General features: G+C 50.7%; 15 protein-coding genes. 8 read left to right on the top strand and 7 right to left on the bottom strand.

The genetic code is table 11. The features are described 5' to 3' along the window. Positions 1 to 22 precede the first annotated feature (22 nt). On the top strand, positions 23 to 1,054 hold the full coding sequence (locus ACO2Q8_RS03170) for an SDR family NAD(P)-dependent oxidoreductase (protein WP_423343331.1): 1,032 nt from the start codon (positions 23 to 25) through the stop codon (positions 1,052 to 1,054). A 217-nt stretch (positions 1,055 to 1,271) separates the two neighbouring features. Continuing rightward, the gene (locus ACO2Q8_RS03175; protein WP_423343332.1) at positions 1,272 to 1,940 is read left to right on the top strand and encodes a DUF2461 domain-containing protein; all 669 of its coding nucleotides are present in this window, start codon (positions 1,272 to 1,274) and stop codon (positions 1,938 to 1,940) included. Positions 1,941 to 2,114: 174 nt separating this feature from the next. Here ACO2Q8_RS03175 and ACO2Q8_RS03180 read toward each other — a convergent pair whose 3' ends face one another. Together ACO2Q8_RS03180 and ACO2Q8_RS03185 are read right to left on the bottom strand one after the other, a co-directional pair. Further along, the gene (locus ACO2Q8_RS03180; RefSeq protein ID WP_423343333.1) at positions 2,115 to 2,825 is read right to left on the bottom strand and encodes an FAD-binding oxidoreductase; all 711 of its coding nucleotides are present in this window, start codon (positions 2,823 to 2,825) and stop codon (positions 2,115 to 2,117) included. A gap of 103 nt (positions 2,826 to 2,928) precedes the next feature. Beyond that, the gene (locus ACO2Q8_RS03185; protein ID WP_423343334.1) at positions 2,929 to 3,789 is read right to left on the bottom strand and encodes a helix-turn-helix domain-containing protein; all 861 of its coding nucleotides are present in this window, start codon (positions 3,787 to 3,789) and stop codon (positions 2,929 to 2,931) included. A 148-nt stretch (positions 3,790 to 3,937) separates the two neighbouring features. Here ACO2Q8_RS03185 and ACO2Q8_RS03190 point away from each other — a divergent pair, with 148 nt between their 5' ends. Then, entirely contained in the window at positions 3,938 to 4,168 is a 231-nt protein-coding gene (locus tag ACO2Q8_RS03190) for a hypothetical protein (RefSeq protein ID WP_423343335.1), read from the top strand. 64 nt (positions 4,169 to 4,232) lie between these two features. On the opposite strand, the gene ACO2Q8_RS03195 is transcribed toward ACO2Q8_RS03190, so the two are convergent. Continuing rightward, on the bottom strand, positions 4,233 to 4,463 hold the full coding sequence (locus ACO2Q8_RS03195; RefSeq protein ID WP_423343336.1) for a hypothetical protein: 231 nt from the start codon (positions 4,461 to 4,463) through the stop codon (positions 4,233 to 4,235). A gap of 176 nt (positions 4,464 to 4,639) precedes the next feature. Here ACO2Q8_RS03195 and ACO2Q8_RS03200 point away from each other — a divergent pair, with 176 nt between their 5' ends. Beyond that, complete coding sequence (locus ACO2Q8_RS03200; protein WP_423343337.1) at positions 4,640 to 5,917, top strand: Hsp70 family protein; 1,278 nt, start codon at positions 4,640 to 4,642, stop codon at positions 5,915 to 5,917. Between the two features lie 182 nt (positions 5,918 to 6,099). Continuing rightward, a complete protein-coding gene (locus ACO2Q8_RS03205; RefSeq protein ID WP_423343338.1) occupies positions 6,100 to 6,936 on the top strand; it encodes a ferritin-like domain-containing protein in 837 nt (278 codons plus the stop codon). A 51-nt stretch (positions 6,937 to 6,987) separates the two neighbouring features. On the opposite strand, the gene ACO2Q8_RS03210 is transcribed toward ACO2Q8_RS03205, so the two are convergent. Both ACO2Q8_RS03210 and pyrF read right to left on the bottom strand, forming a co-directional pair. Next, complete coding sequence (locus ACO2Q8_RS03210; protein WP_423343339.1) at positions 6,988 to 8,271, bottom strand: DUF2851 family protein; 1,284 nt, start codon at positions 8,269 to 8,271, stop codon at positions 6,988 to 6,990. A gap of 93 nt (positions 8,272 to 8,364) precedes the next feature. Continuing rightward, a complete protein-coding gene (gene pyrF / locus ACO2Q8_RS03215; protein ID WP_423343340.1) occupies positions 8,365 to 9,195 on the bottom strand; it encodes an orotidine-5'-phosphate decarboxylase in 831 nt (276 codons plus the stop codon). Between the two features lie 123 nt (positions 9,196 to 9,318). Between pyrF and rfbC the strand changes: the two genes are divergently transcribed. From rfbC to ACO2Q8_RS03230, 3 genes are all read left to right on the top strand, one after another. Beyond that, on the top strand, positions 9,319 to 9,867 hold the full coding sequence (rfbC, locus tag ACO2Q8_RS03220) for a dTDP-4-dehydrorhamnose 3,5-epimerase (protein ID WP_423343341.1): 549 nt from the start codon (positions 9,319 to 9,321) through the stop codon (positions 9,865 to 9,867). A 177-nt stretch (positions 9,868 to 10,044) separates the two neighbouring features. Next, a complete protein-coding gene (locus tag ACO2Q8_RS03225) occupies positions 10,045 to 10,812 on the top strand; it encodes a tyrosine-protein phosphatase (RefSeq protein ID WP_423343342.1) in 768 nt (255 codons plus the stop codon). Positions 10,813 to 11,066: 254 nt separating this feature from the next. Next, positions 11,067 to 11,468: a hypothetical protein gene (locus ACO2Q8_RS03230; protein ID WP_423343343.1), complete on the top strand. Its 402-nt coding sequence runs from the start codon at positions 11,067 to 11,069 to the stop codon at positions 11,466 to 11,468. A gap of 78 nt (positions 11,469 to 11,546) precedes the next feature. On the opposite strand, the gene ACO2Q8_RS03235 is transcribed toward ACO2Q8_RS03230, so the two are convergent. Together ACO2Q8_RS03235 and ACO2Q8_RS03240 are read right to left on the bottom strand one after the other, a co-directional pair. Further along, positions 11,547 to 12,572, bottom strand: a complete 1,026-nt coding sequence (locus tag ACO2Q8_RS03235; RefSeq protein WP_423343344.1) for a PmoA family protein — start codon at positions 12,570 to 12,572, stop codon at positions 11,547 to 11,549. 100 nt (positions 12,573 to 12,672) lie between these two features. Next, positions 12,673 to 14,022 (bottom strand): Gfo/Idh/MocA family protein, encoded by a 1,350-nt coding sequence (locus tag ACO2Q8_RS03240; protein ID WP_423343345.1) that lies wholly within the window; start codon positions 14,020 to 14,022, stop codon positions 12,673 to 12,675. Positions 14,023 to 14,136: the final 114 nt, after the last annotated feature.

Raw genomic sequence — 14,136 nt, forward strand, 5'->3', positions numbered from 1 at the left:
ATAGACTGAACCTGGCAACGACATGAGTACATTCAACAATAACCGAATTGCGCTATGGGGACTGGCAGGCCTGGGGGCCGTGCTGGCAGTAAAGACGCTGATGAACCAATGGCGCAAAATTGATTTTCAGGGAAAAACCGTCGTCATCACCGGCGGATCGCGCGGGCTGGGGCTGGTACTGGCGCGCGAATTTGCGCAGGAAGGGGCCAACCTGGCGATCTGCGCCCGCGACGAAGACGAACTTGAACGCGCCCAGGCCGATCTGGAACTAAACGGCGGACGCGTTTTTACGTACGTCTGCGACCTAACCGATAAAGGCCAGGTAACGGCTTTCATTCAGACCGTTGAACAGGAATTCGGCCCCGTCGACGTGCTCGTCAACAACGCCGGAACGATTCTCGTGACGCCCATTGAACACGCCACGGAAGAGGATTTTCGGGAAGTGATGGAGGTCAACTTTTGGGCGGCTTTTTACACCATTCAGGCGGTGTTGCCGCAGATGCGACTCCGGCGGGCGGGTCGCATCGTCAACATTGCGTCGTTTGGTGGCAAGGTATCGTTTCCGCACCTGCTGCCTTACTCGACCAGCAAATTCGCGCTGGTGGGTTATTCGGAAGGCTTGCGGGCGGAGCTGGTCAAAGATGGTATTTACGTCACCACGGTCTGCCCCGGTCTGATGCGCACCGGCAGCCCGCGCAATGCACAATTCAAAGGTCAAAACGAGAAGGAATACGCCTGGTTCAAGATCGGCGATTCGCTGCCGGTTTTGTCGAAAGGAGCCGTTGAGAGCGCCCGGCAGATTCTGCATGCCTGCCGGTATGGCCAGGCTGAACTGATCATTTCGCTGCCTGCCAAGGTAGCATCAGCCGTGCATGGGCTGGCTCCGGGCCTGACTTCGGAGGTCTTGTCGGCGGTCAATTTGCTGCTTCCCGGACCGGGCGGCATTGGGGAACAACGGGCGCTGGGCAAAGACAGTGAAACCTCCGTCACGCGCTCGGTTTTCACCACCTGGACCGACGATGCCGCCGAAGCCAACAACCAGTACCAGTGGTAAGTGCCGTCCCATCAGGGGTAATTTAAAAGAGCGAAAGAACAAAAGAGTGAAAGAGTGTTGCAGGAAACCGGCATCTGGCGAAACTATATCGCTCCACTTCGGCGGTCCGATTCCGCTCTTTCAATCTTTCGCTCTTTCGCTGTTATAATAAATTCTTCGTTTCCGGTTGCGGGGCTGCATCCCATTGGCGAACTTGGTGGGATCAAAACGTTTGTTCATGCTCCAGCCCAGCACGCTCCGGTTTCTGACCGATCTGAAAGCCAATAACACCAAATCCTGGTTCGATGCCAACCGCCCGGCCTACGAAGCCGCCCGCGCTGATTTCATCCAGCTCGTCACCAGGCTGATCGAAGGCCTAAGCCAACTTGATCCGGCCATTGCTGAAACGCCCTTGCAAGCCAAAAGCTGCATCTTCCGGATCAATCGCGATGTGCGGTTTTCGAACGATAAATCCCCCTATAAAACCAACTTTGGTGCCTGGTTCAATGCCGGAGGAAAGCCCGCGGCAACGGCCGGTTATTACCTCAACATTGCGCCGGAAGGCAGTTTCGCTGCGGGCGGTTTGTACATGCCCGACGCGACGGTTCTAGCCACTATTCGGCAGGAAATCGACTACAATTTCGGCGAATTTGAGAGCTTGATTACCCATCCGACCTTCACCAAATCGTTTTCGGGCCTAAGCCGCGAGGACGCATTGAGCCGCCCGCCCAAAGGCTATTCGGCCGACAACCCGGCTATTGACTACCTGAAACTCAAGAGTTTTACGGCCTCGCACCCGTTGTCGGATGCAGCCGTGACCCAGTCGGATTTTTACAACAGGGTCATGGCAGCTTTTGGCGGTTTGCAGCCGCTGGTAGCCTACCTGAACCGGGCGGTTTTGAGCTGACTTTAACCCGGCTTGCAGCGTTTCGGTTCGGGGCCTGGTGTAGGAATTACAGCATTTCCGTTGATACGGAGGCCCAACATTCAAATTTAGCTAGATGGTAATCGAAGCACGTTTGCCCGCCTGACGTAAAACCCATGGTGTTGGCAGGCCTGTTTTCAAGGTCTGGCGGTAATTTTACAGTCCTTTTTTCCCCTCCAACCAATAACCTTGCGAATGGATGCTTCCCTGTGTTTTGGCCTTCAATACTTTTCTGAATGTCTGCACGGATTTTACATTTCCTACAAGTATAAAATTTGCGGTATTCCATTCGTCTGTCCTGAACAATGGCAAATCGCTAATCCATTTTTCGCTTCTGAATGAATTGTTTCTTATAAATACGATAAAATTCTTTAAGCCCAACAAGGCGGGAACATTTTTGTTTTCTTCGTCCAGCTCAAAGTAAAATTGAAACTGATGGTTGTTGCTTTTCAACAATGGAAATAAAGCGACCGCAACACCTAACGAAGTTTCATCGCCAAAAATAAATTGTTGCTTTGCTCTTTTATTGTATACTATTTTACCTCTGGAAGGTCCAATAAATATTTCATCATTTGTCCTTAACGCATCGAAATAACGACTTCCAACGCCATTTCCATGTATATGGACTATAATGTCTATTATTCCGTTTTTCTTGTCGTGGTAGGCTGCCGTATAATTTCGATAGTCGGTTTCGCTTACACGGATAACATTGGCGTAGCCAATTTCAAAATTCTTTTTTGAAATATCGCCTTGAAAGCGTATTTTTTTTATCTGTGAGCTAATGTAAGAAGTTTCTAAAACTTTTGCATTCGGACGAAGCGAATTTGCAAATAAATCGCCAACCCATTTTGGTACGCTTGAGATCATTGCCTTTTATTATAAAATTTACGGCAAAGTAACTGCGAATAAAAAAGCAGGGCAATGCGAATTCAAAGTAAGTATTGGACTAATCGAGGTTTATGAATGCCTGTTAGTTTTTTAAGGTATTGATTGCGGTTTTGCGCCGGAACGTGATAGCCGTCATTCCGGTAACTTTCGTAAATAGTCGTGAGAAATAAGGATAATCGTCATAACCCAATTCGGTCGCGATTTCTTTCACTGATTTATCGGAATGATAAAGTAAGCGTTTGGCTTCTAAAACAACACGTTGTTGAATATGATGTGAAACTGAAAAACCTGTTGTGTTTTTAACGCATTCATTTAAATATGGTGTAGAAATATTTAGTTTCTCTGCATATTCGGATGGACGTTTCGCAGTAGCAAAATTTTTTTCCAGGATTGCCCTAAATGCTTTGGAAATAATTCCAAATCTTGAAAGCGTATAGTTTGATTCCGCCTTATCCAAATAGTTCGAAATCACAAATCCAACCCATGTATTGAAACTATCTTTTAGTATTGAATGGTGAAGCTTTTTTTTATTCTGCTCAAACAACGTTATACAAAGCGAGGAAATTTCGGAAATAACGGTAAAGTCATCCTGCTTTAATAGCAAAGGGCTTACAGGCACCATTTCTTCTAACAACTTCAGATATTCGGGATTAATATGCTCGTTACTGATGGCCAAAAAGCTAACCGTTGTATTTTGAAGATCAATTAATCTATGCACTTGATTTGGATGAATATAAGTAACCGTAAACGGCTTTATTTCATGTTGTTTAAAATCAATTTCAAGGGTCGTTGTGCCACGCTCCTGTAAAAAAAATAAATGATATTCATCCCGATGTGATTGTTTTATTTTTTCAAAAGCAAGATAGTCACTTTTATTTAAACTGTGACTATCTTTTATTGAACCTTTCCCAATGAACATACCTGAACGAAGTTCGTCAGTCATAGGATTTGTGGAAATGTTCTTGTTTTTAAGCATTTTTTATCCTTCTAGACGCTGTCAAAGATAGTCATTCTTGACGGGTAGTGGGTAGTTGGCTTTATAAAGATTGGGAGGTGTCAAACACGGGATTAACTGCTTAACCGACCCCGGTGTGTGGGAAATAATCGTTGTAACGCCCAACGCCAATACGCGGTATTTCGCAACTTTCTACTTCAACTCCGTCACCACCAGCAACTGGGCAGACTCCGGAGCGACGGAACGGGTCAGCCATATTGACAGCCAAAAGCAGCCGTTACATCAACCGGACGCCGAATGTATTCCGAAAAAGGTGTTGTCATTTTTCCCGGAATACCTCTCGTTCAAGCCGCTGAAACGTCGGTAAAACCGCATGAAAAAGCCCGGCACACGTTCGAAAACAGGGGCCGGGCTTACTTGGTAGAGAAGACTTAACGCGTGGAATCTTTCGCCATTTCCCGGTATTCCTGCCGGGATGAGTCGAGTTCTGCCTGCTCTTCGCGCACCTCGCTGGTATCGCCTTCGCGCTGCGCTTCAATGACATCCTTATAATCCTCGCGTACTTCTTCGGATTTTTCCTGTGTCTTCGACTGGCAAGCCAGTTGCGTGGTAGCCGCCAGCAGGGCCAGTGAAAGCCCGCATAGCCATTGTTTCGTTTTCATAACGCCGTGTGTGAATTGCTTTCCTGAAATAACCGCCGAATGCCCGGTTTGTTTGTAAAGTTGTCTTGCCAGAGAACGGTTGACAGATAAAGCTTTTTAAAAAAAGAGGACGCTTTCTGTCCAAAAACCGTTTTTTAACGTAGTTTTGCGCCCTTTTTCTCCAAAAACCGACGCGCATGACCACCCTTTCCTGCGGAATCGATTTCGGCACATCTAACTCCAGCGTAGCATTGGCTAATCAGGGTATTATCAGCCTCGTTCCGGTTGAAAATACCCACGCTACCATTCCAAGCGCACTCTTTTTCCCACAACCCGACAACCGGCCCATCTACGGCCGACAGGCCATCGATACGTTTTTTGCCCGAAAACCGGGTCGTTTTATGCGCAGTCTGAAGCGGGTATTGGGCACGTCCCTGATGAAAAACGGCACGATCGTCAACGGCACGATGATGAACTTCTCCGTTATCATTGCAGCTTTTCTACGGCACATCAAAGAAAAAGCCGATGCCACAGCCGGGCATACCCTCGAACACGTGGTGATGGGACGACCGGTGCATTTTATCGACAACAACCCCGCTGCCGACGCCCAGGCGCAGGATGAACTGCGGGCCATTGCCCAGCGAATCGGTTTTCGGCACATCGAGTTTCAGTTTGAACCGATTGCAGCCGCGTTCGCCCACGAAGCCCGGCTAACCGGCGAAAAGCTGGCGATTGTGGCCGACCTCGGCGGGGGAACCTCCGACTTCACAGTGATCCGGCTCTCCCGGCAATATGCCCGCAAAGTCGACCGTTCGTCGGACATCCTGGCTAATACCGGGATTCGGGTAGGCGGCAATGATTTCGACAAAGACCTGAGTCTGGCCGCCATCATGCCCGAAATCGGGTATAGAAGCACGTACGGCGATAAAAAGCTGGAAGTACCGCTTAAACCGTTCCACGATCTGGCCGAATGGAGCAAGGTAAACTTTCTGTATACGCCCAAGCTGATCATGCAGACCCGGCAGTTGCTGCATCAGTCGCACGACAAAACCCGGTACGGAAGGCTCCTGAAGGTGCTGGAGAACGAAACCGGCCATACGCTGCTGGCCACCGCCGAAACCGCCAAAATGGCGCTGACCGATCAGGAGCGGTATGCGGCTCCCTTTGCCTTTCTGGAAGAAGGATTAGTTATTCCCATCGAACGGGAGCGGTTTGAAACGGCCATTCAGGGCGAGGTAGCCAAAATTTCGGCCTCAGCGCGACAATGTTTGCAGGAAGCTGGGGTGACAAATGAAGCCATCGACCTCGTCATTCTGACCGGAGGAACCACCGAAGTACCTCTCGTTCAAACGGAGTTCAAAAAACTTTTTCCGAAAGCCGCCATTGCCGACGAAAACAAGCTTTCGAGTGTCGGATTGGGTCTGGCCTACGACAGCCTGTATAAATTCGGACAGCCTGCCCGGGCCGAATCCTAACTATTCTGCGTTTTGTTAAAAATGGCACACGGTCCCAGCGAGGAAACCAGACCCCGCAGCGGGGCAGACCATCCACATCAGATAGATTACAACTATCTGTCTATCAACAAATTAATAACTGGTACAAGGTTTGAAAATCCGTGGTTGCAAATCATTTTTCAACCCATTAATCTCATACCAGTATGGCATCGTTCACGGATCAGTTAGCGAAATTTTTTGGCACGAAGGATACGGACACCTCACTGCGTGAATTGTTCATCAGCGAATTGAAAGGCATTTACTATGCCGAGAAACAAATTGCGGATGCCTTGCCAACCATGGCCGAAGCCGCTACCACCGATGTGGTACGGGACGCTTTCAGCCAGCACCTGGCCGAAACGCAGAATCAGATTCGGCGGATTGAACAGATTTTCAACCACCTGGGTCTGGAAGCTGACGAAAAAACCTGCAACGCGGTCGACGGTCTGGTCGACGACGGTGAGATCGTGGTAGCCGATACCGATAGCGGTTCGCTGACGCGCGACGCCGGTTTGATCATTGCCGGACAAAAAGTCGAGCACCACGAAATTGCGGCTTACGGTTCGCTCCATTCGCTGGCCCGCCTTCTGGGTTATCATGAAGCGGCCCAATTGATTGAGCAAAGCCTCGAGGAAGAAAAGAATACGGACAAAAAACTGACCGAAATCGCGGAATCGTTCATCAACGAACGTGCTAAAATGGAATCCGATTACGATGATGATACCGATCGGGATAGCATTCGGGGACAGATGCGCGATACGGTTCGGGAAGGCGATTATGGCACAACTGGAGGCACGTACCCATCAGGTAGCAGCTATTCGGGCACAACCGGTAGCGGTACGGAAGAAACCGCTGGTGCCGGAGCCTGGCGCAGCGATGAATCCAATGTAGCCAACCGGAACTGGTCGTCCGACGACGACACCCGGTCTACTTCAACCGGCTCCGGTTCGTACCGGCGGTCGGATTCAGACCCCACGCTGGGTGGCCCGAGCGGCATCTAAGCGAACGTATTTTAGTGAAATAGCGGAGCCATCCCTGGTGGGATGGCTCCGCTATTTTTTTAACAGGTTGACCCCAATCTGGCATGACAGGCAGCGTTTTTTCAGACAATAGTTCTTATACAGTTCAATGGCGGCCTGTGAATCGAAAGCCGACCGAACCGGTACGGCAACCTGTTGCCAGAGACGGGTAATCCGGTTATTTTCGGCGGGTAATTGTTCGAGCAGCGAAATGGCCCGTTCCCGGTATTCCGGCAGATCTTTATACTGCGAATAAGCCACCAGCAAAGGTAAAACCGCGTTGATCAACAGATTCTCAGCGGCTGTGGCCCCCAGGATGGGTACGGTTTTTGGCGATGCTTTGCCAAAACGATAATGCGTTTGCCAATACACCGAAGGGGTTACCTGAAAAAACCGGAGCCAGTGCTCACTGACGTCCGTTGCCAAAAACATCGATAGCAAACTTTCCCGGTGAGTCAGCAGTTTGGCGAACTGCGCCAGCCGAACCGTTGGAAAATTGGCTGGGCGCAGTTTCGACCATTTCCAGACATGCGGTGGGAGTTGTGTGTCATTCAGTTGGTACTTGGCCGCCAGAAACCGGTACTCGCGTTGCAGTTCAGCCTCGTAGGCGTCGGGTTCATCATGGCCCAGCAACCCTGCCGTACCAAACAGCAAGGCTTCCAGTTGGAACAGACTATCGCGGTGTTTTTGCAGAATTTTCAGCGGTACCTGGCGGCTCAGTTGCCCAAACGGCTCAGCATTGACCTGAAAACCGAAGGCCATTGCCAGGTGCTGATACGTCGTTTCCTCCCAATCCTGACCGGTTTGTTGCAACAACGTCAGCACCGCCGTGGCTTTACGTTCCAGGCGTTGCAGCAGCACCTTGTCAAACATCGCCATCCGGCGCATCGGCTCCACATCGCCCAACCGGCCCGCGCACGGAATAGCTCCCGACTCAGCCAGCAGAGTCTCATAGCGGTGGAGCAACGCCAGATCGACGCGTTCGCTCAGACACAGTGTTGGGATCACCGAACCGTCGGAACGCCGGAGCACCGCCGGTTCGTTAGACCAGACAATATGCAGAATGACATTATCGTAAGCCCGGTCGTATTGATGGCGGTGAAGCAGCCAATCGGTAGCCCGCACATGCGCTTCGACCGTGCCGACCCACTCTACATCGCCCACGAAAAGCCGGGCCTGTGTAAAATCCGGTCCGGCATCCGGATTGCGGTAACCGGGATGAATCACCCGAAGCGTTTCCCCTTCCGCGGTCCGCAAACCGTCGGCCCGGAAGTACTGAAACTGCCAGATAAAGTAGAGAAAATCTTCCGCCAGCACAGTTAAGAGTTAAGAATAATGAGTTAAGAGTTAGAAGGAAAACCGTCTAAAAAGTCACACTTCCACCCAAAATTCTTCTCTCTCCCTTAACTCTTAACTCTTAACTCTTAACTCCAAATACGTTGCCATTTCGCGCTGCAAGGTGCGGGCTTCTTCGGCGGCTTTTTGGGCAAAATCCGTTCCACCCGACGCGTAGAGAATGCTACGGGAGGCATTGACCAGCAACCCGCATTGATCATTCAGGCCGTAGCGCGAGACTTCGGCCAGGCTTCCGCCTTGGGCACCGACGCCGGGAACGAGTAAAAAGTGGTCGGGGATGATCGTCCGGATGTGGGCCAGTTGATCGGCCTGCGTGGCACCAACTACATACATCATCCGGTCAGCCCCCGCCCAGGTTTGCGACGTTTTGAGCACCCGTTTGTACAGTTTTTCGTCTCCCACCGATAGCTGCTGGAAGTCGGCGCTGCCGGTATTGGATGTCAAGACCAGCAGAATGACCCACTTGTTCGGAAATTCCAGGAAAGGTTCTACGGAGTCCTTTCCCATGTAAGGCGCTACCGTCACGGCGTCGAAGTCAAGCCCCGACGAAGCCGGGTCAAAGAACGTACGGGCGTATAACCCGGAGGTATTACCGATATCGCCCCGTTTGGCGTCGGCGATGGTAAAGCAATTTTTCGGAATGTATTCGAGGGTTCGTTGCAAACTCTCCCAGCCGCGCGGCCCCTGAGCTTCGTAGAACGCAATATTGGGTTTGTAGGCAACGGCATAGTCAGCTGTGGCTTCGATGATTTGTCGGTTAAATGCCGCAACCGGGTCTGGTTCGTGCTGAAGGTGGGCCGGTATCCGGCGACGATCGGTATCCAGACCGACGCATAAATACGATTTTTTTGCGACGATGGCCGAATACAACTCAGAAGCTGTCATACGAGAATGGCTGGTGAATGAACCCTCAAAAAAGGTCAGTGCCAAAATTACGGGATGTAGGCAGAGTTTCCTAACTTTGCCCACGGTGCCGGACGAACCGGCGTAAAGCTCAAATTGTGTTGCATGCAGGTCATTAAAACGTCGATCGAAGGCTTGGTCGAATTACGCCCTCAAACCTTTAAAGACTCCCGGGGCAGTTTCCTGGAAACCTATAACCAACAGGTTTTCAGCACACTGGGACTACCGACTCATTTTGTACAGGACAACCAGTCGTTTTCAACGAAAGGCGTGTTGCGGGGTTTGCACTTCCAGAACGCACCCTTCGCTCAGGGAAAACTGGTTCGGGTAATTACCGGCAAAGTGATGGATATTGCCGTGGACCTGCGCGAGGGTTCGCCCACGTTTGGCCAGTACATCTCCTTTATCCTCGACGCTGAACGTAACAATATGGCGTACATTCCGGAAGGCTTCGCCCACGGTTTCGTTGCACTGGAAGACAGTATTTTCAGTTATAAATGCACCAACATTTACAACAAAGCTTCTGAATCAGGGATCATCTGGAACGATCCGGATCTGAACATCGACTGGGGTATCGACAACCCTATTGTGTCTGATAAAGACCAGCAACTTGCGCGCTTTCGGGAGCTCTTTCCGCAATTTGTTGCTAAATAAAAGTGGTTTTTGAGCCAAAGGCAACCGATTATCCTTATATACCTCCGTTTACTATATTAGGCTGGCTGTTGACAATTCTGGCACGATTCATGTCCATTATTTCAAGACATTTGAGTCTCCGGTGCCAGTTTGCCGACCGGTTATTCAGCCCACGTAATTTCACCGGTATCCAGAACAATGCCTTTCGGTTTTCTGACCCGCTCCCGCAGAAAAGCAGCCCGGATCGACGCATCGACTCCGTCGGCTGAGCTTTGTGTTGACGTTCATGCCCAATTGCTGCCCGGTAATCAGGACGGCACCGATTCCGTTGAGCATAGCATCAGCCTGCTCCGCGAGTTGTCTGCCCTGGGTTTTCAGAAGGTAATTGCCACCCTCCACATCATGGATGGCTTCTACCAGAATACATCTGATAGTATTTATGCCGCAGCCTCCCTGTTGAAGTATGAACTACAAAAAGTGAAGATCAACATCGAAGTTGAAGTAGCCGCCGAATATTTCGTCGATATCAATTTATTGCGAATACTTTATTCCAATGCCGATCTGCTGACGTTCGGGCAAACCACCGAACGTTACTTGCTTTTTGATACGAGTCTTGTAAAAAGACCGTTCGAACTGGATAAAGTTATTACGGCCATTCAGCAGCGGAATCTGGTCCCGGTTATGGCTCATCCAGAGCAATACATCTACCTGCAAAAAAATCCGGAAACGTTACGAGAGCTTCATTATCAAGGTGTTCGCTTTCAGCTTAATCTGCTTTCTCTGGCCGGGCAGCCCTCCCGCGAAGCTCGTAAACTGGCCGAATGGATGATTGATCAGCGGCTGGTGTCCTTCGTCGGAACCGATATTTACCATGAAACCCAGTTGCCTGCCATTAAACAGGCGCGTAAGCTCCCCTACTACGAAAAAGCGGTTGCCAACGGTCTTCTGAACAATTCCCTTTTGTAATACTTTATTTCGCAAGGCGGGCTATTGAGACGGCCTGCTCTGTCAACGTTTTCCCGAATGCAGTTTTGCTCCTCTATGAGCAAGACCGCATCCAGGTACGAAACGATGCGTTTTTGGCCCATGCACCACAAATATTAATCTCGATTTTAAACCAATTAAAATTCTATTATTCTAAGTAAACACCTTCATATCGTTTTGATTATTTTCCTATTTTTGAGAGAACCGTACTGCGAACTTGTAAAAAACCTATTAGTATGAAAACCGTTTCCTACGAGTCGATCAAGGCCGACCAGGCCTGGCTTACCGTGACTCAGCATCTGCAACGCCGGAGTCAGCTTCTGATCGATGGCGTCTCTTTCCTGGAAAAACACCCCAATGACCATACGCTGGCCGGCCGTCTGGTCGTTATTCAGTACCATTTACGGGCTACAATTCGACGTCTGGCGGATGAGTCGTCGGTCGCTCCCTCGGCCACCCATCCGCAACAACAGATCAAACGACAGTGGCTTATGGTGCATCAGTTGCATTTTTTGCTGCGCCAAATCGACGAGGAACTGAGCAAATTGGGGTTGAATAGCGCTGCGTTTCGTGCGTGGATGACCAAAAAGCAGCAACGGTTTACTTATAAAACCGCTTCTCCGCTGTATCTGAATTAATGTTGCACGCTGAATAGAGAGTCAAAAAGCCATCTGAATTATCAGATGGCTCATTGTAATCTGCCGTCGTATAGACCTTTAGGGAGTAAGCTGGGCTACTCGCTGGCTCAGGGCATCATCGGAAACGGCACCGGATGTAATCAGCACCTGATACCGGAAGGTTACTGATTTCCCGGCAGGGAGGATATAATTCATCGCCTTGTCTTTTCCTTCGCTCATAATGCTGGGGGCCAACGGGTTGGCTGCATATAAACCGTATCCCCGCGAGTGCCAGTAGGTCGGATAGCCCAGATTTTTGGGGTTATCGATGATGGCAACGGAAACGTTTTCGCCATTGATTACCCCGGTCAGGTTCATCCATTTGGCCCGCGTTCCCCAGACTTTCTCGCCCTCAATGCCTTCGCTGCTTTTGTATTTTCCCGTTACACCCGCGTTGTCCATCTGTGCGACTTTGGTAGCAACGCCACTTGCATCCGTAAAGACTTCCGGTTTGTTCGACGGGTGTTCGAGCTGACGAGCCAGCCGAATGGCAATCATGCCTTCTTTGTTGTCTTTAAACGTCACGTCTTTGTCCAGCGCCTTCAGCGTGGTCGTGCGTCTGATCGTCCGGTCTTTGGCTGTTCCCTGGAAGACGAACGTAGTCGTTTCCTGCAACAGTGGTTTACCATCCTTATCGAGCCAGTCCGCCGTAACGGTCAGTTCACCCTGATCCTTACCGCTTTTCATCGATTTGATGCCCGTATGCACGATGGTCCCAAACGGACCGCCGTGCCCTTTGACATCGTTGGAGTTGTTCCAGAAATCGTGGCCGTTCACATCGCCGTAATTGAACCACATCCCGACGTGGTGCGGATGATCGACGCGCTCACCCGGTCGAGGATCCATCGGCCAGCCCCGTGTGATGAAGTTGCCGCCCGCCGACCGGATCGGATACAAAACCGGTTTTTTGAGCACATCCGGACCGGGATAGATGTAGGCCGTAAACGGTTTTCCATCAACGGTTACTTCTACCCGTTTCTGTGCTTCATCGTGTTTCAGTTGTACCCCTTTTTGGGCCATTGCACCGGAGGCAATCAGGCAACAATAAAGAATTAGTTTTTTCATAGTTAGGGCATATCGTACCCACGGACTTTAGTCCGTGAGTTGCTAGTTACTCGATGAGCTAGCCAACACTCACGGACTAAAGTCCGTGGGTACGGGTTCCTTAAACCTTGACAATTTTTCCGCTGGCCAATACTTCCTGCTTCGTACTGTCGTACGTCACGCGCTCCCCGGTTTGGTAGGCGATGGTCGACATGATGCTGGCGACCGAGTGGTTGTAACCGGCCCGGGCGGGGGCATTCGGCTCTTTCCGGCTGCGAACGCATTCCATCCAGTTACGCATGTGCCGCGAGGTCATCGGGTCAGCGCCGGTATTGGCCGACGTAACCTGTTTCTCGCCGGTCGTCGCCAGTGTTTGCTCCTGCAACAGGTTGGGCTTCATACCCATTTCGGCAGCGGCTCTTGCTTCCAGCCCTCCTTCGGGCGTGATTTTGTTCGTATCCAGGTTGATCATCCCGCCGTTCGAGTAGTACAATTCTTTGGTACCACCCGCTTCGTTGGTCATGCGGGAGCTGTACAACACCTGAAAACCTTTGCTCTTGTCGTCGTCCGGGCCGTAATCGAACACCGCCGTGAACGTATCCGGATTAATCCGGCCGTCTTTCCAGACGTAAATACCGCCGTTGGCAACCACCGAACGCGGATGGTCAAAACCGCTGAACCAGTGTACGGTATCGATCTGGTGTGACATCCACTGGCCCGGAATCCCCGAGGAATACGGATAGAACAACCGGAACTCCAGGTACTTACGCGGATCCCAGTCCACCATCGGACGGTTCATCAGGTAGCGTTTCCAATCGGTATCCTCTTTCCGGATTTCGGAAACGAGCTTGGCCCGGCGCCAGCGACCTGGCTGGTTCACATTCCAGGTCATTTCCACCATCGCAATGTCACCGAACTTGCCGGATTTGATGAACTCGTTGGCGGCCCAGTAATTCGGCGTACTCCGACGCTGCGAACCCACCTGAACAATTTTCTTACTTTTTTCAACGGCTTTCAGCGCCTTACGGGCATCGTCGAGCGATTCGGCAAACGGTTTTTCCACGTACACATCCCGGCCCGCTTCCACGGCTTCGGCGCAGTGCAGGGCGTGTTGGAAATCGGCCGTGCTGATAATCACGGCGTCCACATCCTTACGGTCGTAAAGCTCGTCGTTGTTGCGGCACTTTACGAAATTATCCCCGCTGATAAAACCTTTCTGCTTCAAATAAGCCTCCGCTTCGTCGCGCCGACGGCTCCAGATGTCGGAAACTGCAACAAACTCAAAGTTGAGTTCTTTGGCATGCGAAGCAAAACTCGGCGCCAAAGCGCCCCGGAAGCGGTCGGAGAATCCGACGATTCCTACGCGAACACGGTCGGCCGAGCCGAGAATCCGCGCGTAGCTGGCGGCCGAAAAGCTCATGCCCAGCCCGGCCAGTGCCGATTTTTTTATAAAGTCGCGACGATTTTCCATATGGTTATGTCGTTTAGTTGTTAGTATATACGCCTAAAGATGAACAAGAGACCATTGACGTAAAGACTTATTTATCAAAAGTCTACTGATGTTCGGTGGTAACGTACCCACGGA

Origin of the sequence: Larkinella sp. VNQ87 (assembly GCF_049445795.1) — a bacterium.
Lineage (GTDB): Bacteria > Bacteroidota > Bacteroidia > Cytophagales > Spirosomataceae > Larkinella.